Source organism: Janthinobacterium agaricidamnosum, from assembly GCF_003667705.1.
GTDB lineage: Bacteria > Pseudomonadota > Gammaproteobacteria > Burkholderiales > Burkholderiaceae_D > Janthinobacterium.
Genome location: NZ_CP033019.1, coordinates 5,180,165 through 5,202,681 on the forward strand (window position 1 = coordinate 5,180,165; position 22,517 = coordinate 5,202,681).

Sequence of the window (22,517 nt, forward strand, 5' to 3'; positions counted from 1 at the left end):
TGACCCCGGCTTTTATTCTGCCTGATCGAAGTCGACGACGACCTTGTCGGTCAGCGGGAAACTCTGGCAGCTGAGGACGAAGCCGCGCGCCACTTCATAGTCTTCCAGCGCGTAGTTGACGTCCATCTCGACTTTGCCGTCGAGTATCTTGCAGCGGCAGGTCGAGCATACGCCGCCCTTGCACGAGTAGCGCATGTCGATGCCCTGACGCAGTCCCGCGTCGAGGATGGACTCCTTGTCCTTGTCCATCATGAAGGTGGTATGGTTGCCGTCCATGATGACGGTCACTTCCGTTTCCTGCACGGCATCCGCAGCCAGCTGGGCGCGCGGCTTGTGGGCGTTTTTCGGGATGCTGGCGGCGAACAGTTCGATCTTGATATTCTGCTTGGGCATGCCGGCCGCCTGCAGGGCAGCGGACACGCCGAGCATCATGTCTTCCGGGCCGCAGATGAAGGCGTTGTCGTAGTCTTCGACTTTGATCCAGTGCTGCAGGAACTGTTCGCATTTTTCCTGCGTGATACGGCCGTTGAACAATTCGATGTCCTGCTGCTCGCGGCTCATCACGTAGACGAGATTCAGGCGCTCCAGGTACACATCCTTCAAATCCGTCAATTCTTCCTTGAAGATGACGGAGGACGAGGCGCGATTGCCGTAGAACAGGGTAAAACGGCTCAGGGGTTCCGTCAGCAGGGTCGTCTTGATGATGGAGAGGATGGGCGTTATGCCGCTGCCGGCCGCAAACGCCAGGTAATGCTTGCGGTTGACGCAATCGAGCGGCACGTTGAAGTGGCCCATGGGCGGCATCACCTCGATGGTGGCGCCGGCTTTCAATGTGTCGTTGGCCCAGGTGGAAAAGGCGCCGCCCGGCGTGCGTTTGATGGCCACGCGCAGGCTGCCGTCCTGCACCGCCGAACAGATCGAGTACGAACGGCGCACGTCTTCCGCGTTGATGTTGGCGCGCAGGGTCAGGTGCTGGCCCTGCTGGAAGCGGAACTGCTGCTGCAGTTCAGACGGCACGTCGAACGTGACGGCGATGGTGTCGCGTGTTTCGTTGCGCACGTTCGCTACGCGCAGCGGATAAAATTTACTCATGCTTCATCTCCAGTTTCTTCGGAACGTGTGCCTGATTTTTTTAGTGGCACTTGAAGTAGTCAAACGGTTCGCGGCAAGCCAGGCATTTGTACAGGGCCTTGCACGGCGTGGAGCCGAACTGGCTGGTCAGCTGCGTATGCGTGGAACCGCAGTTCGGGCAAATGACGTCCAGCTTGGGCATCGGTTGCCGTTTCACGCCACCACGCAAGCCGCTGATATCGATCACCTGCTGCTGCGGCGGCGCGATGCCATAGCCTTTCAGCTTGGCCTTGCCCGCCTCGCTCATCCAGTCCGTGGTCCAGGCGGGTGCCAGCTGGTTCACCAGGGTCACCTTGGCGACGCCATGGCTGCGCAAGGCATCCGTGACAGCGTCGGCGATCACCTGCATGGCCGGACATCCCGAATACGTGGGCGTGATCGTCACGATGCAGGCATCGCCATCCGTCACTTCGACGGCGCGCACGATGCCCAGGTCCACCACCGAAATGACGGGGATTTCCGGGTCGGGCACATCGCCGAGCCAGGCCCAGACCTGGGCCGCGTCCAGCGCTGCCATGGGCGTGTTCATTACCACTCCGCCCCGGGATAGGCGCGCTGCAGGAACTGCATCTCGGCCAGAATAAAACCCAGGTGCTCCGTGTGCGTGCCCTGCTTGCCGCCCTTTTGCATCCAGGCGTCAGGCGCCGGCATGGTCAATGTCGCTTCGGCGAAGATCTCGGCCACGTGCTCGAGGAAGGCCTGGCGCAGGATGTCCGATGGCGGCGCGATGCCGGCCGCGACCATGGCCTGGTCGACGGCGTCGTACGTGAACATCTCGCCCGTGTACATCCACAGCTTGTCGGCCGCGGCCTGCGTTTTCGCATGGCTGTCCGCCGTGCCGTCGCCGAGGCGCACGATCAGGTCGCCGCTGCGGCGCAAGTGATACGTCACTTCCTTGATCGACTTTTGCGCCACTTCGACGATGCGACCATCCGACGATTTCGTCAGTTCCAGCAGCTGGAAGTAGTGCCAGCTGTCGAAGAAGAACTGGCGCATCATGGTGTCGGCGTAATTGCCGTTCGGCTGTTCGACCAGCAGGCAGTTCTTGAAATCGTGGGCGTCGCGCAAGAAGGCGATGTCGTCCTCGTCGCGGCCCGCGTTTTCCAGTTCCGCCGCATAGCTGAACCACAAGCGCGTCTGGCCCAACAGATCGAGCGCCACGTTGGTCAGCGCCATGTCTTCTTCCAGCGCCGGTCCCTTGCCGCACAGCTGCGACAGCTGCTGGCTGAGGATCAGGGCGTTGTCGCCCAGGCGCAAAAGGTAGTTGACCTTGTCATCCATTGCAGGCGCTCCCATCACAGGTTCTTGACTTCTTCCGGCATCGGGAAGAAAGTGGGATGGCGGTACACCTTGCTGTTCGACGGTTCGAACAGGGCGCCCTTGTCGCCGGGGCTGCTGGCGACGATATCGGCCGCGCGCACCACCCAGATGCTCACGCCTTCATTGCGGCGCGTGTAGACGTCGCGCGCATGGTTGACCGCCATCGCGGCGTCGGAGGCGTGCAGGCTGCCCACATGCTTGTGCGCCAGGCCGTGCTGGCTGCGGATGAAAACTTCCCACAAAGGCCATTCTTTGCTCATGTTGCTATCCCCTATCTGTCTTATGTAATTACGCTGCTGCTTTGTTAGCGGCTTGCTTTTCGGCATACGCGACCAAGGCATCGCGGAACCATGCACCGTCTTCATACGCTTTCACGCGCGTTTGCAAACGTTCGCGATTGCACGGGCCATTGCCCTTCAGGACATTGTTGAACTCGGCCCAGTCGATCTCGCCGAATTCATAGTGGCCCGTCTCCGCATTGAACTTCAGGTCGGGATCGGGCACGGTCAAGCCCAGGTATTCGATTTGCGGCACGGTCTGGTCGACCATGCGCTGGCGCAATTCATCGTTCGAGAACAGCTTGATGCGCCATTGCGCCGATTGGGCGCTGTTGACGGAGGCGGCGTCGGACGGGCCGAACATCATCAGCGATGGCCACCACCAGCGGTTCAAGGCATCCTGCGCCATGGCTTTCTGTTCGGGCGTACCCTTGCACAGCGACATCATGATGTCGTAGCCCTGGCGCGCATGGAACGATTCTTCCTTGCAGACGCGGATCATGGCGCGCGCATACGGACCGTAGGAACAGCGGCACAGGGGAATCTGGTTGATGATGGCGGAGCCGTCGACCAGCCAGCCGATGGCGCCCATGTCGGCCCACGACAGGGTGGGATAGTTGAAGATGCTGGAATATTTGGCTTTGCCCGAGTGCAAGGCAGCGAGCAAATCGTCGCGCGACACGCCCAGGGTTTCCGCGGCGCTATACAGGTACAGGCCGTGGCCCGCTTCGTCCTGGATCTTCGCCAGCAGGATCGATTTGCGTTTCAGGGTCGGTGCGCGCGTGACCCAGTTACCTTCGGGCAATTGGCCGACGATTTCCGAGTGGGCGTGCTGCGAAATCTGGCGGATCAGGGTCTTGCGGTAGGCGTCCGGCATCCAGTCCTTGGCCTCGATCTTGATGCCTTCGTCGATGCGCGCCTGGAAAGCGCGCTCTTCCTGGCCCATGTCGTCGATGGAGCGGACGTTCTTGAGGCCGGTTTCAACCATTTGTGCGTACATGATGTGTCTCCCATGTCTTTGATTTTGCGCAGCAACGCGGTGCGATAAACAGATAATACGATACAAAAAACGATTTGCATACACTTGATGTGAATCATTTTAAAAAATCGTATCTTGTGCAGCTTTTTTGTGCGTATGATATTGCTTATGAGAAAACACCATGGGGCGCTACCCGCGCTTCCGGCAAATTATTGCCGCGCTACCCGCGCAGCCAAGTAAACTGCTGCTTTTATTGAACCGACCGCAACACGGCCAGACCGGAACCACATGAAGAACACCCGCTGCACGGCATGGATAGCCGATTTCCTGGAAAGCGACCCACCGCGCTCGAAGTCCCTGGTGATGACCATCTTCGGCGACGCCATCGTGCCGCGCGGCGGCGCCATCTGGCTGGGCAGCCTGATCGAACTGCTGGCGCCATTCGGCGTCAATGACCGGCTATTGCGCACCAGCGTGTTCCGCCTGGCGCAGGAAGGCTGGCTCAGCTCGCAGCGCGACGGCCGCCGCAGCGCCTATGCGATACGCCCGGAGGCGCTGGCCCGCTTCGAACGCGCCTACCGCCGCATCTACGCGCCGCTGGTCGTGCACTGGGATGGCAGCTGGACCCTGGTGATCGGTCCGGCCGGCAGCATCGGCGCCGCCGAACGGGGCGCGCTGCGCAAGGAATTATTGTGGGCGGGCTACGGCTTGATCTCTCCCGGCATCTTTGGCCATCCGGCCAGCAATGCGGAGGCGCTGGAAGATATCCTCGTGCGCAACGAGGTGCAGGGCAAGCTGTATGTCTGCCACACAACAGAGTTGCCGGGTGTCAGCACGCGTCCCCTGCGCGACATGGTGGGCGACTGCTGGGACTTGTCGGAAGTGATGGCCGGCTACGAAAAATTCATCGCCAGCTTCCAGCCGCTGCTGACCCTGCTGCAGGAAGAACCCGTGTTCGATGCGGAGCAGGCGTTCGTCATCCGCTCGCTGCTGACGCACGCCTACCGCCGCGTGCAGTTGCACGACCCGCAACTGCCCGTCGAACTGCTGCCCGAACCGTGGCCTGGCACGCAAGCCTATGCGCTGGCGCGCGACCTGTACCGCATCACGTATGCACCTGCTGAGGAACACATCCTGGCCACCCTGCGTCGCGAGGATGAGCACGCGCCGGACGTGGAGCCGTGGTTTTACGAACGCTTCGGCGGACTGAACACCTGATAAAACGTCCATGGCGGCGTTGCAGGGCCTGGGCGTACGTTCGTACTGCCTGCGGCCCTGCGCCTTGCCCTGGCCATTTTTCAGGTGTTCAGGAATAAGAATACCTATCAAAACCTACTGCGCGTCGGTATTTGCGGCCTGCGATGCTCACTGTACCTTCGTACAGTTGCGCTTCTCAACCACAACTCCCTTCCGCTCGCTACGGTTTTGTTAGGTGTTGTAAGTCACCGCCTGCTCACTGTTTTGCCACCACCTGCTTGGCCCCCGCCAGCAAATCCTGCCCCAGCTTTTCCAGCGCATTGGCCTGCACCAGCATGGTGTCGAGGATGGCGACGTTGAAGCTGAATTCGGCCGGCGTCGTGTAGCCGGGGAAACGTATGATGCGCAGCAATTCCTGCAAGGTCGTGCCCTTGCCCAGGTGCGCCAGCGCGTCGCTGAGGGCGCTGATTTTCTTTTCCAGTTCGCGTATGTGGTTGCTATGGTCGTCCATGATGATCTCCCCATGTCGGAGCTTCCACGTTAGCAAAGCATGTCCGTCATCGTTTGCGCCAGCACAAAGGCCACCGCAAAACAGGTATCATCGGGCCATTGCACACGATGCAAAACCCATACGTTTTTATCAGGAACACTCATGACCATTAAAATCAGCCAGCAATTCGACGCCGGCGCGATCGAGGTGCTGCGCGCCGACGATGCCCAGTCCATCGAACTGAACATCCGCAAGGATTCCCACGCCGACATCACGCAGTGGTTTTACTTCCGCCTGCAAGGCGCGCAAGGCGAGGCGTGCACGATCCGCTTCATGAATGCCGGCAAGTCCGCCTACCCGGACGGCTGGAAAGACTACCAGGCCGTGGCCAGCTACGACCGCGAAACCTGGTTCCGCGTGCCGACCAGCTTTGACGGCACGGTGATGACCATCGAACACACCCCCGAGGAAGAAAGCGTCTACTACGCCTATTTCGAACCGTACCCATGGGACCGCCACCTGGCCCTGATCGACAGCGCGCAAGCGTCGCCGCTCGTGCGCCTGATCGACCTGGGCAGCACGGTGGAAGGCCGCGACATGAATCTGCTGGTCGTCGGCGACGCCGATGCCGAGAAAAAAGTCTGGGTCATCGCGCGCCAGCATCCGGGCGAGACGATGGCCGAGTGGTTTGTCGAAGGCATGCTTGAAGCCTTGCTGGACCAGGCCAATCCCTTTGCCCGCCAGTGCCTGCAGGACGCCGTCTTCTACGTGGTGCCGAACATGAACCCGGACGGTTCCGTGCACGGCAACCTGCGCACCAACGCGGCCGGCGCCAACCTGAACCGCGAATGGATGACGCCGACCATGGAGCGCAGCCCGGAAGTATTCCTGGTGAAACAGAAAATGCATGAAATCGGTTGCGACCTGTTCCTCGACGTGCATGGCGACGAAGGCTTGCCCTACGTCTTCGTGGCCGGCAGCGATGCGCTGGAAAATTTCACGCCAGCACAAAAGGCCGAGCAAGACCGCTTCATCGCCGACTTCAAGGTGGCCAGCCCCGACTTCCAGGATGAGCATGGCTATGAAGACGGCCCGTTCACGCCGGAAGTGCTGACCATGGGCTCGCCCCACATCACGCACGCCTTCGGCTGCCTGTCGCTGACCCTGGAATTACCGTTCAAGGACAACGCCAACGATCCCGACCCGCAAACGGGCTGGAGCGGCGCCCGCAGCGCCGCACTGGGCGCGGCCGTGCTGCAACCTATCCTGTCCACCTTGCGCGCCTGAGCGCCTGGGCCGACACGGCCTGCCTGATCCCTTGCCCCGCTCGCCGGGGCATTTTTTTTGACCGCACGACAAGCGTTGCTGGCCGAGCGGATTTTTTTCCTAACATCTTGCCTGTCAGAAATTATCGTCCTACACTAAGCAACAGAATCGGGCCGCGCCACGCTGCGCTGCCCCGCAAGAATATCCCGCCGGGCGGGTCGCCAATGACTTCCCGGCCACCGGCAATACGCATCCACGGCCCTGTCCCTGCCGAATTAGCTTTCTGTAACGCAAACTGACCGCATCAGCATCGTCTTGAATGGACACAGCCTGTCCGCGGGACGATTCCCTGCGCACGCTTTCCGCTTTTCGCCGAGGATGAATGACCTATGTATAAGCTTAAAATCAGTACCCGCCTGGCCGTCAGTTTCGGCTTGATCATTGTCCTGCTTGCCATGGTGGCATTTGTTTCCATCAGCCGCATTCGCAACATCAACACCTCGACGGAAAAAATTCTCAACGACCGCTATGTCAAGGTCATGTTGTCGAATACGATACAGTCCGAGGTCAATATCCAGGCCCGCCTGCTGAGCATCGCCATCATCGGCGCCAACGATGCCGACGAAGTCAGCAGTTCCGTGACCAAGATTCAGGCCTCGATCAAAAAGAATACGGAGCTGCTGGCGCGCCTGAAAACCATGATCAACACGCCCAAGGGCCAGGAACTGCTCCAGGCCGTGATGAGCAGCCGCGAAAGCTATGCCAGGACGCGCGATGCGAACATCAAGCTATTACAAGAAGGCAAATCAGAAACGGCGGGCATCTTCCTGTTGACGCAGTTGCGCTATCCGCAAGAAAAATTCTTGACGGCCCTGGCGGCCATGACCAGCTTCCAGGAATCGCTGATGGAAAGCGAAGGCAAGCAAGCCGCCGCCGATGGGCGCATGGCCATCATCCTGACCTTGTCCCTGTCCATCGCGGCGACGGCCATTGCCATCGCGCTGGCCATCCTGATCAGCCGTTCCATCAGCCGGCCCATCGCCGAAGCCGTCCAGGTGGCGCAACGGGTGGCGGCCGGCGACTTGTCGGTCAGCATCGACGCGCGCGGCAACGATGAAACGGGCCAGCTGCTGCGCGCCTTGAAAGAGATGAATGACAATCTGCAAGGCATCGTGGCCCGCGTGCGCCATGGCACGGACGCCATCGCCCACGGCTCGCGTGAAATCGCCTCCGGCAATATGGACCTGTCTTCGCGCACGGAACAGCAAGCCAGCTCGCTGGAAGAAACGGCCTCGTCGATGGAAGAACTGACGTCGACCGTCAAGCAGAATGGCGAAAACGCGCGCCAGGCCAACCAGATGGCGCAATCGGCCTCCAGCGTGGCCAGCAAGGGCGGCCAGGTGGTGGCGGAAGTAATCACCACCATGGATTCCATCAATGCCTCGTCGAAGAAAATCGTCGACATCATCAGCGTTATCGACGGCATTGCCTTCCAGACCAATATCCTGGCGCTGAATGCGGCCGTGGAAGCAGCCAGGGCAGGCGAACAGGGACGGGGCTTTGCCGTGGTCGCCACGGAAGTGCGCAACCTGGCCCACCGCTCCGCCTCCGCCGCCAAGGAAATCAAGATCCTCATCGACGATTCCGTGCACCAGGTCAGTCTTGGCAGCACCCTCGTGAACCAGGCGGGCAGCACCATGGAGGAAATCGTCAATAGCGTGCGGCGCGTCACGGATATCATGGCCGAGATCACGTCCGCCAGCAACGAGCAGGAAGCGGGCATTGAACAGATCAACCAGGCCATCACGGAAATGGACGCCGTGACCCAGCAAAATGCAGCCCTCGTGGAAGAGGCGGCCGCCGCGTCCGAAGCGCTGCAGGATCAAGCGGGCATCCTGGCCGAAGCCGTCAGCGTGTTCAAACTCGACGGCACACAGGCGCTGGCGCCAGCCGCGCCAGCATCGCGGCCGGAGCCAAAGCCGGCGCCACGGCCCGCAGCCGCCACGGCGGCCCAGCCCCGGCTCGTCGCCAACGCCCCCGCCAGCCGCAAGAGTACCGCGCCGGCCATGGTGGCGGAAGGCGAGTGGGAACAATACTGACCAGACCGGGCAGCAGCCAGCCGCCGCTGCCGCCGTCTGGCGCGACGGCAGCGGCACTGTGCATGGCGCAGCGCAGCATCGCTAATCGTTGCCACGCCGGCCATTGCTGCCTATACTGGGCGCAGCATTGTTCGTCCCTCCCCTTGCCGATAAGCACCCACCTATGACCATCAAAGACCAGCCACGCGCTGAGGCGCGATTTTCACCGACCCGATTTGCACACGTGTGCATATTCTTGTTTCTTGGCTTGCACGGCATGCCAGGCACGGCGGCCGAACTCAGCCCTGCCGCCCAGCTGGGGCGGCGCATCTTCCACGATGCCAGCCTGTCCGCCTCGGGCAAGCAGTCGTGCGCCAGCTGCCATGACCCGGCCCACGCTTACGCGCCCGGCAACAAACTGGCCGTGCAACTGGGAGGCGCCGATGGTCGGGCGCACGGCTACCGCGCCACGCCATCGCTGCGCTACCTGGAACACACTCCGCCCTTCCGCTTTGATGAGGAAGGCGCGCCCAACGGCGGCATCAACTGGGACGGCCGCGCCGCCAGCCTGGCGGAGCAGGCGGAACGGCCTTTCCTGGCAGCGCACGAAATGGCCAATGCAAGCACGGATGAAGTGGTGGAACGGCTGCGCAACGGCAGTTACGCGGAAGCATTCCGGCACGTCTTTGGCGCTGCCATCTTTGCGCAACCGCAACAGGCCTTTCGCCGCATCACCTATGCCTTGCAGCAATTCCAGCAGGAAGAGCCGGATTTTCACCGCTACGATTCCAAATATGACCTCTACCTGGCCAACAAGGTTCCGTTGGAGCTGGCCGAATTGCGGGGCCTGGCCCTGTTCAACGATGAACGCAAGGGCAATTGCGCCGCTTGCCACCCCAGCGTGCGGGGCGAACATGGCGCGCCGCCCTTGTTTACGGACTTCAGTTTCGACAATCTGGGCGTGCCGCGCAATACGCGCATTCCCGCCACGGCCGACCCCGCCTATTTCGACCTGGGCTTGTGCGGCCCCGACCGCACGGACCTGGCAAAAAAAGCAGCGTTATGCGGCGCCTTCAAGGTGCCCAGCCTGCGTAATGTCGCCACGCGCCAGGTATTTTTCCATAACGGCGTGTTCGACAACCTGACCGATGCCCTGCGCTTCTATGTGCGGCGCGATACACATCCGCAAGAATGGTATCCGCGCGACAAGCGGGGAAAAGTGCAGAAATTCAATGACCTACCCGCCAGGTACCGCGCCAACGTCAACGTCAAGGAGGGGCCGTTCGACCGCAAGCGGGGCATGGCGCCCGCGCTGACGGCAGGCGAGATCGAAGATATGGTGAAATTTTTGGCCACCCTGACGGATGGCTATCAAGTCCAGCAGTAAAGCATGGGGCGCCTGCGCGGCGTAGCCGCGGCGGGTCCCCAAGCACTCAGCCGCCGGCCACCACCATGCTCTCGATGAGGATGGAACCCGTCTCTTTGGTGCCGCGGCGCAGCACGTCGGCGCCTACGGCAACGATGTTGCGCAGCATGTCCTTCATGTTGCCGGCAATCGTGATTTCTTCCACCGGATACTGGATCACGCCATTTTCCACCCAGAAACCGGACGCGCCGCGCGAATAGTCGCCTGTCACGTAATTGGTTCCTTGTCCCATCAGTTCCGTCACCAGCAAGCCCGTGCCCAGCTTTTTCAGCATGGCACTAAAATCGTCGCTGGCGGCCGTCAGGCTCGAGGTCAGGTACAGATTGTGCGAACCGCCCGCGTTGCCCGTCGTCTGCATGCCCAGCTTGCGGGCCGTATAAGTCGACAGGAAATAGCCTTGCACCACGCCATCCTTGACGACGTCGCGGCTGACGGTTTTCACACCTTCTTCGTCGAACGGCGCCGAACCGACGCCGCCGATCACGTGCGGATCTTCAAAGATCTGCACGTGCGACGGCAGCACCTGCGTGCCCAGTGAATCGTTCAGGAATGTGGATTTGCGGTACAGGGCGCCGCCCGAGGTCGCTTGCACATAGGTACCGAGCAAACCGGCCGCCAGCGGCGCCTCGAACAGCACGGGGCAAGTGCGCGTGCCCAGCTTGCGCGCGTTCAGGCGCGACAGCGCGCGCTCGGCGGCATAGCGGCCGATGGCTTCCGGGCTCGACATCTTGGCGGCGTCGCGCACGGACGAATACCAGTCGTCGCGCTGCATCTTCGCGCCCTTGCCGGCGATGGGTGCCACGGACAGCGTGTGGCGCGAAAACGGGTAGCCGCCGATGAAGCCGCGCGAATTGGCGGACACAAAGTGCGATTGCTGCACGTGCACGCTGGCGCCCTCGCTGTTCGTGATGCGCGGATCGACGGCAAACGCGGCCGCTTCGGCACGTTGGGCCAGTGCGACGGCTTCCTCGGTCGAAATGAGCCAGGGATAGAACAGTTGCAAATCGCGGGGGGACATTTCCAGCATGTCGGCGTCGGCCAGGCCCGCGCAATCGTCCTCGGCCGTGAAGCGCGCGATATTGTAAGCGGCGTCCACCGTGGCGCGCAGGGCGGACGGCGAAAAGTCGGAGGTGCTGGCATTGCCGCGTTTCTTGCCGACAAACACGGTGACGCCCATGCCCTTGTCCTTGTTTTGCTCGATCGTCTCGATCTTGCCTTTTCGTACAGAAACGGACAGGCCGCCGCCTTCGCTGACCTCGACGGCAGCGTCGGTGCCGCCCGCTTCCCGCGCAAAAGACAACACATCACGGGCCAGTTGCTGCAATTGCTCTTGACTATGGGTAAATACGGAGTCGTTCATGCGCTGTTTTCTTCGGAAAGCCGCTAAAAAGGTTATCATAGCAGTCGTTTACAGTTTACAGGTGCGGCCTACGCGGCCAATCCCGCCTTATCATGCCAAATCCAAACCGGGGAGCTTGCGGCTTCCAATCCACCGAATTCGAACAGGAATATGAACGTCCGTCGAAATCGGAACTCAAGCGCCAGATGACCGTCCTGCAAAAGCTGGGCGAAGAACTCGTCAATGAGGCACGCGACCGCGTCAAGCGCGTCCCGATGCCGGAAGACGTGCGCGACGCCATTCTCGAATGCCAGCAAATCAAGGATCACGAAGGCCGCCGCCGTCAGCTGCAATACGTGGGCAAGAAAATGCGCACCCTGGATGAAGAAGAAGTTGCCGCCATCCAACGCACCATCGATAGCTGGAAAGGCTTGTCGAAAGCCGACACGGCCAATATGCACGCGATGGAACGCCGCCGCGACAAGCTGTTGACGGATGACAAGGCGCTCACCGTCTTGCTGTCGGAAAACCCGGAGCTGGACGTGCAGCACCTGCGCACCCTGATCCGCAATGCCCGCAAGGAGCAAGCCGAGAACAAGCCGCCGAAAGCCTACCGCGAAATCTTCCAGATCTTGAAAGAGATCGCCAAGAAGAACAACAGCGGCAAGAAAGATGCCGATGAAGATGGCGTTGAGCAAGAAGAAGACGAATAAGCAACTGGGGTCAGACCCGGCGGGTCTGACCCCGAAAGCAGCGAAAAACCGGGATCAGCCCGGTTTTTTTACGACATAGAGAGGTGCCCATGACCACGATAGAAGACGAATTGATTATCGGCCTCGTGTCGATCTCGGACCGCGCCAGCGGCGGCGTGTATGAAGACCTGGGTATCCCCGCCCTGGAAAGCTGGCTGTCCGCCGCCATCCGCACGCCGTTCCGCCTGGAAAAGCGCCTGATCCCGGACGAGCGCTCGCAAATTGAAAACACCCTGATCGACATGGTCGACCTGAACCACTGCCACCTGATCCTGACGACGGGCGGCACTGGCCCGGCGCGGCGCGACGTCACGCCGGACGCCACGCTCAGCGTGGGCACCAAGGAAATGCCCGGTTTCGGCGAACAGATGCGCCAGATCAGCCTGCAATTCGTGCCGACGGCCATCCTGTCGCGCCAGGTGGCCGTGATCCGCGAAACGCCCGAGCGCGCTTGCCTGATCATGAACTTGCCGGGCCAGCCGAAAGCCATCAAGGAAACCCTGGAAGGCTTGAAAGACGCCGACGGCGTGCAACTGGTGAACGGCATCTTTGCCGCCGTGCCGTATTGCATCGACCTCATCGGAGGTCCCTACATGGAAACCGACCCGGCCATCTGCAAGGCCTTCCGTCCCAAATCGGCGCTGCGTCCGGCGCAACCATTACCTGAGGAAAATACATGAGCACCTTGCTGGAAACCATAGAACTCGACAGCGCACCGAATCCCACCGTTTCCATCATCTGGATGCACGGCCTGGGCGCCGACGGCAACGATTTCGTGCCCCTGGTGAAGGAGCTGGACCTGCGCGGCTGCCCCGCCATCCGCTTCATCTTCCCCAGCGCCGGCACCATGCCCGTCACCATCAACAACGGTTATGTGATGCGCGCCTGGTACGACATCCTCGTAAACGACCTCGTGCGCCGCGAAGACGAAGGCGGCTTGCGCGCCTCGCAGGGACAAATCGAAGCGCTGATCGCGCGCGAAAAGGCGCGCGGCATTCCCGCCAGCCGCATCATCCTGGCCGGCTTCTCGCAAGGCTGCGCCATGACCTTGCAAACGGGCTTGCGCCATGCGGAACCGCTGGCCGGCCTGATGTGCCTGTCCGGCTACCTGCCCCTGGCCGACAAGACGGCTCTTGAGCGCACCCCAGCCAGCCTGGAAACACCGATCTTCATGGCGCATGGCACAGCCGACCCCGTGGTGCCGATCGGCCGCGCGCAGCAGTCGCGCGACTTGCTCACCGGCATGGGTTACAAGGTGGAATGGCATGAATACATGATGCAGCACTCGCTATGCCAGGAAGAAATCGACGCCATCGGCGCGTGGCTGAAAAAAGTATTGGCTTAAAAAAAACAGGCGCGGTGTGCGCCGCGCCTGTTGTTGTACCTGTACGTAAAGTACGAAGCGCCGGGAACGATCAGTTCGCCGGCGTTTTTGCATTCCAGATTTTCAGCATGTCGGCCGACGCTTCCGAGCGGATGCCGTTGTCCGTCAGCACCGATTCCGTCGCGGCCAGCATCTCCTTGCGGGGCACGACGACCATTTCCGCATCGCGCTGCTGAAAGCGGAATGTCAGCAATTCATCGGTCTGGTCGCGCAGCAAGGCCACCAGGTGCGCCAGGCTGCGCACGCGCACGCCATTGACGGAATCGACGACCGAGAAGAAACGGGTGCTGTAGCCATTCATCAGCTTGTGCGGGAAGAACGGCGCGGCGATCACCACCAGCTCTTCGCGCTCGGCATCGGGCGCATCGCCGCGCCGCGTGGCCAGCGGATTGCCGGCGAACGCCATGCCGCCCAAGATCGCCGGGTTGCCATTGGGCGCCGCCATGAATTCCGTCGTGGCGCGCGAAAACACCATGGGGCCGAAGATGAAATAGGAAGGATAACTGCCCTGCAGGCCGCTGATGAGCATCGGGTGCGCCGCCGAGACGGGCACCTTGATTTTCAGGGGCGCGCCCTGGCGCACCACCGTCAACGGCAATTCGCCGTCTTTCGCCAACTGCTGCACCCGGTACTGGAAGCGCACGCGGCTGTTGGCATTCAGCTTGACCATGCCTTGGTTATCGACCGGAAAATCGCCGATATGCGTGATGACATCCCACTCCTTGAGCGGATAGGCGGCATCCTTGCTGGCCGGCGTCATCACGACGGCGCCCTCGACACCCTTGGCCAGTTTCAGGTAGGTGCGCAACGCGGGGTTTTCCAGCGTTTGCGTCACGTCGCGCATGGCCGGCTTGCCCTTGGGCGCGCCGCCTTCCTGGTCGCGCAGGAACAGCTCGATTTCCTCGTTGGGGATGATGTAGCCGATGTTTTGCGCATTGAGCATGCCCGCAAAGGCCAGGCCGATCATCTTGTCACCGGCAATCACGGGGCCGCCGCTATTGCCCGGGTTGATAGCCGCATCGATCTGGATGCGCAGGCCGGAGACGGGAAAGTTGTAGCGCACGAATTCGATGCGCGACACGATACCCTTGGTGATCGACAGCGAGGTGCCGCCCGTCGGATAGCCATACGCCAGCACGGCATCGCGCACGTCGGGCAAGACATTGGCGCGCGGCACCGCCTTGTGGCTGGCGAAAAAACTGTCGTCGTCGATCTTCAGCAAGGCCAGGTCCATGCCGCGCGAAATGGCCAGCACGGTGGCCGGTATCTTGTCGCCCGCGCCATTGGCCTGGATCTGCACCTGGCTGGCATAGCCGACCACGTGCGCATTGGTGAGGATGCGGCGGCCTTCGATGACGACGCCGGAGCCCGTCACCTCCTGCGGCGCGGCCTTGCTCCACGGTTTATACGGGTCCGGCCCGCGCAGGGTGGAAAACACCTTGACGACGGAATTTTCCAGCGCCGAAGCGCTGGCGGTGGTCTCGGCGGCAAGCGCCCGCAGCGTCATCAAGGGGGAAAAAGAAAGGGCCAGCGCCAGGAAGGCGCGGCCCATCAGGGTGATGCACGGACGAGTTTTCATTGAGCTAATGGGCAATGGAAGGGAAGCAAAATTATATATTGAATAATTTCAACTTCATTACACTTTGTCCATCTTTGCCGAAGAACTATTCTAATCGGGCAAAGGCGTGACGCCCAAGGCCGGCACGGCCGTCTGCGCGCCATTCATCACCATGGCCAGGAAGGTGTAATAGCCATTGATGCCCATCAAGTCGACCACGCCATGCTCGCCGAACAGCGCCAGCGCGCGCGCATACGTGACGTCGCTGACGCGCTTGTTTTGCTGCAGCTCGATGCAGAAGTCATGCACGGCTTGCTCGTCTTCCTTCAGGGCAAGCGGCGCGCGCCGCGCGGCGATGGCGTCCACGGCCGCTTGCGCGATACCGTTCTGCACGGCCAGCGGCGCGTGGATGGCCCACTCGACTTGCTGGTCCCACTGGCGCGCCGTCACCAGGATCGCCAGCTCCGACAGCCGCGTGCCGATGGCGCTGCGGTAGCGCAAGTATTCGCCCATGCGCTGCGCCGTTGCCATCAGCTCGGGGCTGCGGATCAGCGGCACGAAGGGGCCGTACAGGGCACCGCGCGGACCATCGATGATGGCTTGCGCGGCGGCGCGCTGCTGCGGGTCCAGCCGGTCCAGCGGCAGCGGCGGCAAACGGTCGATATCGCTACCGGCCATCAGGCCGTCCAGGCGACCACGTCCTGCTGCTGTTCACCCAGGCCGGCGATGCCCAGGCGCAGGCTGTCGCCCTTTTTGAGGAAGCGCTGCGGCTTGCGGCCCTGGCCCACGCCCGGCGGCGTGCCCGTGGCGATCACGTCGCCCGGTTCCAGGGTCATGAATTGCGACAGGTAGCTGACGATCTGCGCCACCGTGAAGATCATGGTTTGCGTATTGCCAGTCTGCATGCGCTTGCCGTTGACTTCCAGGTACAGGTCCAGGTCCTGCTCGTCGATGACTTCATCGCGCGTCACCAGCCACGGGCCGACAGGGCCGAAGGTGTCGCAGCCCTTGCCTTTATCCCATTGGCCGCCCCGTTCCAGCTGGAACGAGCGCTCGGAAATATCGTTGACGACGCAATAGCCGGCCACGTATTTCAAGGCGTCCTCTTCGCTCACGTACTGCGCGCGCGTGCCGATGATCACGCCCAGCTCCACTTCCCAGTCCGTCTTTTTCGAGCCTTTCGGCAGCACGACATTGTCGTCCGGGCCGTTCAGGCAAGTGATCGCCTTCATGAACACGATGGGTTCGGCCGGGATCGGCATGCCCGATTCGGCCGCGTGGTCCGCGTAGTTCAGGCCGATGCCGATGAACTTGCCGACTTTCGCCAGCGGCACGCCGAAGCGCGGGTTGCCGCGCACCAGGGGCAAGGTCTTTTCGTCGAGCTTGGCCAGCTTGCGCAAGGCCTTGTCGGACAGTTGTGCGCCGTCAATATCGGCAATCACGCCGGACAGGTCGCGCAGTTTGCCTTCTTCATCGATCAGGCCCGGTTTTTCCTTGCCTGGACGTCCATAACGAACGAGTTTCATAGTCTTCCTTGGAGTTGATCATTGCCGCTGTGCAGGCTGCCATTTTACCGGATGGCCCGGCACGCCTGTAGCGGTTGATGAAAAACATCGCAAGTCCCGGCAGTTGCAAGGCTGCCAGCACGCCAAACGCCACCTGGTACGCCTGCGGCGGGTACTGCTGCTGGCTGTTCAGGGGCCAGCAGCCGAGGATCAGGCCAAAACCCGCCTGCACCAGGAAGGCGCCCGTAAAAATGAGCAAATTCAGACAGGTGGCCGCCCTGCCCGTCAGGCTGGTCGGCATGCTTTGCGCGACGATCGCATACTCGAGGCCCGTCACCGTGCCCAGCAAGGTAAACAGCACGGACAGCAACGGCAGGCTGGGCACCACATTACACGCCATCGCCGCTTGCACGGCGACAAACAGGACGATACCGGCGGCCGCCACTTGCATGGGCGCAATGCCACGCCGTCCGGCCCATTCCGTCAGCATGCCCATGCCGATGGCGCCGAAGATGACGGCCGCCATGCCCAGGTACAGCAAATACGCCACGTTGTCATCGGACAAGCCGCCCACGTCGGCCAGCCAGCGCCCCACCCACAAGCCCTGCACGCCAAAGAACACCGTGTGCGGCAACAGGATCAGCGCGATGGTGCGGCGAAAGCCGGGATCGCGGTACACGCTCCAGACGCTGACCTTGCTCACCTTGTGCATGCCTGCGGCAGGCGCGGGCATGGCCGGCGACAGCAGGCGGATCAGCAAGCCGACGGCCAGCGCCGCCAGCGCCAGTCCCAGGAACACGCCGCGCCAGTCCGTGTAATGCAGGGCCAGCTTGACGGGCATGGTGGCCGTGGCCGCGCCCAGGCCACCCACGGCGATCAGATAGCCATGCACGGAGGGCAGCCGCGACGGCGCGATGGCGCACGAGATCGCTTTCACGGCAGCCATGAAACAGCCGCCCAGCCCCGCCCCCATCAGGGCGCGCGCCCACATCAGCTCGGCAAAGCTGTGGCCCCGGCTGAACAACCACACGCCCAGAGCCGCCAGCGCCAGCAGCCACAGTTGCACCGTGCGAGGGCCGTAGCGGTCCAGCGCCATGCCGACCGGTAATTGCACCAGCGCAAAGGCAAGAAAAAAGGCGCTGGTCAGCAGGCCCAGCTGCGCTGGCGTCAGGGCGATGGCGCCCAGCAATTCCGCCGTCAGCACGGCATTGACGCCGCGCAGCAGGCACGACAGGTAATGCCCGAGCGCGAATGGCAGGAACACCAGGCAAAACACGGCCACGCCGGAACGGGCGGGCGCACCGGCCGCGTGCATGCTCAGGCAGCCTGCGCCAGGCGGATGATTTTATGCGGCAGCTGCGGCACAGGTTCATCCGTCTCGAAGAAGAATTTATCGTGGCCGAACGCGGGCTTCAAATCGTCCATCCACGTCGCTTCCGCATCGAATTTCGCAAAGAACGGCCGGCGCACCCAGTCCGGGTTGCGTGCCTGCAAGAATTGCAGGGCAAACAGTTTTTCGCCATTGATGGTGACGATGCCGTCGATGACGATCTTGCCGGGAAAGGCGCTCATGGACGGTCCCCGCACCGTGCGCGACAGGCCCGACACCATCTGGTAGGCGGCCTGGAAAATTGCGTGCGCCTTCGCCAGCGGCAACTCGAAATAACCGCGCGGGCCCGTGTCCCGTTCGACAAACATGTAATACGGAATCGCTCCCAGGCGCGTGCCCGTCTGCCACAGTTCGGCCCAGCTTGCCGGATCTTCATTGATGTGGCGGATCAGCGGCCCCTGCATGCGCAAGGTGGCGCCCGTGGAAACGATGCGTTTCACGGCTTGCTGCGCGATGTCCTGGCGCAACTCGACGGCATGGCTGTAATGGCCCATCACGGCCAGGTTCTTGCCCGCCTTGACGATGCGCTCGAACAGGCGCATCAAGTCATCCGCATCGCGGTCCGAGACAAAGCGCTGCGGCCAGTACGCCACCGCCTTGGTGCCGATGCGGATGTTCTGGATGTGTTCCAGGCCCGGCGCCAGCAACGGCTCCAGGTAGGCCGCCAGTTGCCGCGTGTTCATGATCATCGGATCGCCGCCCGTGATCAGCACGTCCGTCACTTCCGGATGCAGTTTCAGGTAGGCGGCCAGCTCGTTCGATTCGCGCGCATCGAACTTCATGTCGTCCATGCCGACGAACTGGGGCCAGCGAAAACAGAAAGTGCAATACGCGTGGCAGGTCTGGCCCGCGCTGGGAAAAAACAGCACCGTCTGCGCATACTTATGCTGCAGGCCGCGCACGGGCGCATCGTTGACCCGCGGCACGTTATGCGTCATCTGCCCGGCAGGATGGGGATTCATTCCCAGGCGCAAGCCATGCACATAGGCGTCGATGGCCGCCTTGTCCCGCTGCACCAGCACCAGGTCGCGCAGGTGCGCGTACTGCTCCGGCGGCAGCATGTCGCGGTGGGGAAAGACGAGGCGGTAGATGGGATCGTCAGGGATGTTGTTCCAGTCGATCAATTGATCAAGCACATATTCATTGGTGCGAAACGGCAGGACGTGCGAGACCACCTGCACGGCTTCACGCTGCTCTTCCGGCAGCCATTCCCACTGCCGCGCCTGTTGAATGGTTTGCCGCGTGTACGGCTTGAACTTGGGTGCAAACGGCTCGGTAATGAGTGCGGACACGATCAGCTCCTTGCCTGTAAATGGCGATAACTTTCATGAAATCGGCCGTATATCGGTCAATTCCAGCTTTTTCCTCTCTCCATGCCAGTCCAGCTCGGCATGCTGTGAAAGTCATCATAGTTCTTGCCTATAGGAATCAAATTGCTACATATCAACAAGCGGTCGATACGTTGCATGCTGCCTACAAGCAACACCTAAGTTTGTTCCACCGCAATTTGATGGGACTGTCGGCGACGTAAATTACGGCTTGGCAACACATCCCTCGATATCACAAGGAGCTTTCATGAAACGCTTATTCACGGGTAGCCTGCTGTGCCTGGCATTTGCCGGCGGCAGCGTCAGTGCCGCGGTCGAACCAACGGAAAAAGACGCCATCGCCATGGCCGAACGGGGCGCCGCCTTCATGAAGGCGCATGGCAAGGAAGAAATGATGAAGAAAATCACGGCGAAAGACCCGGACTTCGTGCAGGGCTCGCTGTACGTGGACATGCGCGACATCAAGACGGGCATCGTGCTGGCCCACCCCATCAATCCTTCCATCGTGGGCAAGGATTTGACGGATGTGCCCGATGCGAATGGCAAGAAATATCGGCGTGAAATCATCGAGCTGGCGCAAAAACAGGGCAAGGGCTGGGTCGATTACCAGTACAAGAATCCCACCAGCGGCAAGATCGAGCCGAAGACCACCTACATCCTGCGCGTCAACGATGTGGTGCTGGAAGCGGGCATCTACAAAAAATAAGGCAGGGGCGGCGCGCACGCCGCGCGCCGCCTGCGGTTTGATCAGCCATAGCCAGGAGTCAAGCATGCTCAATCAATTACGCATCGGACCAAAATTATTGCTGGCGCCCACCCTGGTCTTGCTGTTGCTGATACTCAGCTCGAGCGGCGCCTGGTATGGCATGGTGCGGCAAAATGCCTCGCTGGAAAACATGGTGCGGGTACGCATCACGCATTTGAAGGCGGCCGCGGACGTACTAGGCGAGGCCAAACACGTACATGGCAATATGTACCAGTTGCTGTCATGGACGAATGGCAGCTTCGCCAAGGCCCGCCTCGATGCGCTGGAGCAACAGATCAAGGCGCGCCACGCGGCCATCGGCGCCCAGCTGGGCACGCTGCGTTCCACGGCCACGGGCGCCGAGCGCACCCTGGTCGATGCGGCCATCACGGCCCTGGCCGGCTATCGCAAGGCGGTACTGGAAACCATGGAAATGGCGCAGATGGACCAGTCGATCGCCACCAACTCCATGCTCAAGGCGGAAACCCAATTCGTCCAGTTCAATACGCAGCTGGCGCAACTGTCTGCCCTGGAAACAACGCTCAGCAGCCAGGCCCACGCGACGGCCAGCGCCGAGTTCCGCAGCCTGGGCTGGAGCCTGCTGCTGACGGTCCTGCTGTCCATCCTCGTCTCCATCGTCGTGACCATGCTGGTGCGCCGCGCCATGCTGGTGGAAATCCGCGGCATTGCCGACGCCGTGCAAGACCTGGCGGCGGGCAAGCTGATGGCCGGCGCTCCCAAGCCGGGCAATGACGAAATCGCCGCCACGTCGCGCGTGCTGGACCAGACCATCGCCCACCTGAACCAGACCTTGCGCACCATCACGGGCGCCGTGCAATCGATCGACACGGCCTCGCGCGAAATTGCCACCGGCAACCTGGACCTGTCGGCGCGCACGGAAATGCAAGCCAGTTCGCTGGAAGAAACATCGAGCGCCATGGAAACCTTGACGGCAGCCGTCAACAACAATGCGGACAATGCCCAGCTGGCCTGCGAGCTGGCGGGACAAGCGTCGACCCTGGCCGTGCAAGGGGGAGCATCGATGCAGCAGGCGGTAGCGACAATGGCGACGATACGGGCCAATTCGCGCCAGATCGTGGATATTATCGGCGTGATCGACGGCATTTCCTTTCAGACCAATATCCTCGCGCTGAATGCGGCGGTGGAGGCGGCGCGCGCGGGCGAGCAGGGCCGCGGCTTTGCCGTGGTGGCGTCGGAAGTGCGCACCTTGGCGCAGCGCTCGGCGCAGGCGGCCAAGGAAATCAAGACCCTGATCGCCACCTCCGTCACCACCATCGACGGCGGCAGCGTGGCCGTGCAGCAGGCGGGCGACAGCATGGGCGCCATCGTGGCCTCGGTGCAGCAAGTCAACGAGATCATCCAGCGCGTGAAAGAGGCCAGCGCCGAGCAGGCGTCGGGCATCACGGAAGTAAACCAGGCCGTCGCGCAAATGGATGACGTCACGCAGCAAAACGCGGCCCTGGTGGAGCAGGCGGCAGCGGCGGCGGCCAGTTTGCAGGACCAGGCCGTCAAACTGTCGGCGGCGGTCAGCGTCTTTACCCTGGATCCAGCCGCGCCAGCCACGCCCGCCGGCGCGGACGACGACGCCTTTCAAGACCCCGCCAGGACGCCGCCCCAGGACCGGCGCGCGCTGCACAGTCCGCTGCGCGGCAAGCCCGGCATGCGTAACGCCAAGGATGCGCCCCAGCGCCGGCGCGGCTAGCGAGGTAACTCGATGACAGGCGCGCGCATCGGCTTGCTCAGGTAGCGTGAGCCTGCCAGCACGAAACGCCACGGCGTCTCCATCGCCCTGGAAATGCCGATGCGCGGCCCCGCCTGTACCGCAACCTCGTCCTCGCGGGCCAGCAGCATGAACGGCGGAGCATCGAGCGCCAGCCGGTTCTGCAGATGGCTCACACCGAGCGCCTGGCACACCTTGCCCGGCCCCGAACACAGCAGCCGGGCATCCTCGACGCCGCGCCGTTCGCGCATGGTATCGAGTCCCACGAGCGGTTCGATGGCGCGGATCAACACGCCCGCGCCATGGCCCGCTTCGCGGCACACAAAGTTCAGGCACCAGTGAATGCCGTACGAACGGTAGACATAGGCGTGCGCGGGCGGGCCGAACATGGCCGCATTGCGCGGCGTCATGCCGCCATACGTGTGCGAGGCGGGGTCCAGCCGGTCATACGCTTCCGTTTCCACGATGCGCCCGCCCACGCCGTCCACCAGCACGGTCACGCCGATCAACTGGCGCGCCACGCTGCTGGAATCGTCCGCAAAATCGATACCCGCGAGGATTTTTTTCATCCGGCAATTGTACTGCCGCACTGTCCGCAGCACGCCTGGCC

At 62.1% G+C, this 22,517-nt stretch carries 22 protein-coding genes; 9 read left to right on the forward strand and 13 right to left on the reverse strand.

Annotated elements, in window-relative coordinates; genetic code table 11:
* Window positions 1–12: 12 nt before the first annotated feature.
* The 5 genes from paaE to paaA are packed head-to-tail and all read right to left on the reverse strand — an operon-like array spanning window position 13 to window position 3,729.
* Window positions 13–1,092, reverse strand: a complete 1,080-nt coding sequence (gene paaE / locus D9M09_RS23375) for a 1,2-phenylacetyl-CoA epoxidase subunit PaaE (RefSeq protein ID WP_121670502.1) — start codon at window positions 1,090–1,092, stop codon at window positions 13–15.
* 40 nt (window positions 1,093–1,132) lie between these two features.
* Window positions 1,133–1,660 carry a 1,2-phenylacetyl-CoA epoxidase subunit PaaD gene (gene paaD / locus D9M09_RS23380; protein WP_121670503.1) on the reverse strand — a complete coding sequence of 176 codons (528 nt, stop codon included), beginning with the start codon at window positions 1,658–1,660 and terminating at the stop codon, window positions 1,133–1,135.
* Window positions 1,660–2,412 (reverse strand): 1,2-phenylacetyl-CoA epoxidase subunit PaaC, encoded by a 753-nt coding sequence (gene paaC, locus D9M09_RS23385; RefSeq protein ID WP_121670504.1) that lies wholly within the window; start codon window positions 2,410–2,412, stop codon window positions 1,660–1,662. Before paaC ends, paaD begins: the two co-directional genes overlap by 1 nt.
* 14 nt (window positions 2,413–2,426) lie before the next feature.
* A complete protein-coding gene (gene paaB / locus D9M09_RS23390; protein WP_070224239.1) occupies window positions 2,427–2,711 on the reverse strand; it encodes a 1,2-phenylacetyl-CoA epoxidase subunit PaaB in 285 nt (94 codons plus the stop codon).
* Between the two features lie 28 nt (window positions 2,712–2,739).
* Window positions 2,740–3,729, reverse strand: coding sequence for a 1,2-phenylacetyl-CoA epoxidase subunit PaaA (gene paaA / locus D9M09_RS23395; RefSeq protein WP_121670505.1), 990 nt, complete (start codon window positions 3,727–3,729; stop codon window positions 2,740–2,742).
* A 267-nt stretch (window positions 3,730–3,996) separates the two neighbouring features.
* Here paaA and paaX point away from each other — a divergent pair, with 267 nt between their 5' ends.
* Window positions 3,997–4,926, forward strand: coding sequence for a phenylacetic acid degradation operon negative regulatory protein PaaX (paaX, locus tag D9M09_RS23400; RefSeq protein ID WP_070224237.1), 930 nt, complete (start codon window positions 3,997–3,999; stop codon window positions 4,924–4,926).
* Window positions 4,927–5,161: 235 nt separating this feature from the next.
* Here paaX and D9M09_RS23405 read toward each other — a convergent pair whose 3' ends face one another.
* A complete protein-coding gene (locus tag D9M09_RS23405) occupies window positions 5,162–5,416 on the reverse strand; it encodes a hypothetical protein (protein WP_070291026.1) in 255 nt (84 codons plus the stop codon).
* Between the two features lie 141 nt (window positions 5,417–5,557).
* On the opposite strand from D9M09_RS23405, the gene D9M09_RS23410 reads away from it, so the two are divergent.
* The 3 genes from D9M09_RS23410 to D9M09_RS23420 all read left to right on the forward strand — a co-directional run bounded on the left by D9M09_RS23410 (window position 5,558) and on the right by D9M09_RS23420 (window position 10,126).
* On the forward strand, window positions 5,558–6,682 hold the full coding sequence (locus tag D9M09_RS23410) for a M14 family metallopeptidase (protein WP_034746346.1): 1,125 nt from the start codon (window positions 5,558–5,560) through the stop codon (window positions 6,680–6,682).
* 368 nt (window positions 6,683–7,050) lie between these two features.
* Window positions 7,051–8,760 (forward strand): methyl-accepting chemotaxis protein, encoded by a 1,710-nt coding sequence (locus D9M09_RS30015; protein WP_121670506.1) that lies wholly within the window; start codon window positions 7,051–7,053, stop codon window positions 8,758–8,760.
* 235 nt (window positions 8,761–8,995) lie between these two features.
* Window positions 8,996–10,126 (forward strand): cytochrome-c peroxidase, encoded by a 1,131-nt coding sequence (locus D9M09_RS23420; protein ID WP_240453455.1) that lies wholly within the window; start codon window positions 8,996–8,998, stop codon window positions 10,124–10,126.
* Window positions 10,127–10,172: 46 nt separating this feature from the next.
* Here the strand turns inward: D9M09_RS23420 and pmbA are convergent, their stop codons facing one another.
* Window positions 10,173–11,525, reverse strand: a complete 1,353-nt coding sequence (gene pmbA / locus D9M09_RS23425) for a metalloprotease PmbA (RefSeq protein ID WP_070291024.1) — start codon at window positions 11,523–11,525, stop codon at window positions 10,173–10,175.
* Between the two features lie 92 nt (window positions 11,526–11,617).
* Here pmbA and yjgA point away from each other — a divergent pair, with 92 nt between their 5' ends.
* The 3 genes from yjgA to D9M09_RS23440 all read left to right on the forward strand — a co-directional run bounded on the left by yjgA (window position 11,618) and on the right by D9M09_RS23440 (window position 13,601).
* Entirely contained in the window at window positions 11,618–12,217 is a 600-nt protein-coding gene (gene yjgA, locus D9M09_RS23430) for a ribosome biogenesis factor YjgA (protein ID WP_070224233.1), read from the forward strand.
* 89 nt (window positions 12,218–12,306) lie between these two features.
* The gene (gene mog, locus D9M09_RS23435; protein ID WP_070224232.1) at window positions 12,307–12,936 is read left to right on the forward strand and encodes a molybdopterin adenylyltransferase; all 630 of its coding nucleotides are present in this window, start codon (window positions 12,307–12,309) and stop codon (window positions 12,934–12,936) included.
* Window positions 12,933–13,601, forward strand: coding sequence for an alpha/beta hydrolase (locus tag D9M09_RS23440; RefSeq protein ID WP_099409140.1), 669 nt, complete (start codon window positions 12,933–12,935; stop codon window positions 13,599–13,601). The genes mog and D9M09_RS23440 overlap by 4 nt, the downstream gene beginning before the upstream one ends.
* Window positions 13,602–13,671: 70 nt before the next feature.
* Here the strand turns inward: D9M09_RS23440 and D9M09_RS23445 are convergent, their stop codons facing one another.
* The 5 genes from D9M09_RS23445 to D9M09_RS23465 form a co-directional block, all read right to left on the reverse strand.
* Window positions 13,672–15,219, reverse strand: coding sequence for a S1C family serine protease (locus D9M09_RS23445; protein ID WP_240453456.1), 1,548 nt, complete (start codon window positions 15,217–15,219; stop codon window positions 13,672–13,674).
* A 90-nt stretch (window positions 15,220–15,309) separates the two neighbouring features.
* A complete protein-coding gene (locus tag D9M09_RS23450; RefSeq protein ID WP_121670509.1) occupies window positions 15,310–15,876 on the reverse strand; it encodes a carboxymuconolactone decarboxylase family protein in 567 nt (188 codons plus the stop codon).
* Window positions 15,876–16,724 (reverse strand): fumarylacetoacetate hydrolase family protein, encoded by an 849-nt coding sequence (locus D9M09_RS23455; RefSeq protein WP_070291020.1) that lies wholly within the window; start codon window positions 16,722–16,724, stop codon window positions 15,876–15,878. The genes D9M09_RS23450 and D9M09_RS23455 overlap by 1 nt, the downstream gene beginning before the upstream one ends.
* Window positions 16,669–18,018 (reverse strand): MFS transporter, encoded by a 1,350-nt coding sequence (locus D9M09_RS23460; RefSeq protein ID WP_162995781.1) that lies wholly within the window; start codon window positions 18,016–18,018, stop codon window positions 16,669–16,671. The genes D9M09_RS23455 and D9M09_RS23460 overlap by 56 nt, the downstream gene beginning before the upstream one ends.
* A 2-nt stretch (window positions 18,019–18,020) precedes the next feature.
* Complete coding sequence (locus D9M09_RS23465) at window positions 18,021–19,385, reverse strand: KamA family radical SAM protein (RefSeq protein WP_070311755.1); 1,365 nt, start codon at window positions 19,383–19,385, stop codon at window positions 18,021–18,023.
* A gap of 283 nt (window positions 19,386–19,668) precedes the next feature.
* Between D9M09_RS23465 and D9M09_RS23470 the strand changes: the two genes are divergently transcribed.
* Both D9M09_RS23470 and D9M09_RS23475 read left to right on the forward strand, forming a co-directional pair.
* Window positions 19,669–20,127 carry a cache domain-containing protein gene (locus D9M09_RS23470; protein WP_034780434.1) on the forward strand — a complete coding sequence of 153 codons (459 nt, stop codon included), beginning with the start codon at window positions 19,669–19,671 and terminating at the stop codon, window positions 20,125–20,127.
* A gap of 64 nt (window positions 20,128–20,191) precedes the next feature.
* Window positions 20,192–21,889, forward strand: coding sequence for a methyl-accepting chemotaxis protein (locus tag D9M09_RS23475; protein WP_099409134.1), 1,698 nt, complete (start codon window positions 20,192–20,194; stop codon window positions 21,887–21,889).
* On the opposite strand, the gene D9M09_RS23480 is transcribed toward D9M09_RS23475, so the two are convergent.
* Window positions 21,886–22,476: a DNA-3-methyladenine glycosylase gene (locus D9M09_RS23480; protein WP_121670511.1), complete on the reverse strand. Its 591-nt coding sequence runs from the start codon at window positions 22,474–22,476 to the stop codon at window positions 21,886–21,888. The two genes, D9M09_RS23475 and D9M09_RS23480, sit on opposite strands and share 4 nt — an antisense overlap.
* Window positions 22,477–22,517: the final 41 nt, after the last annotated feature.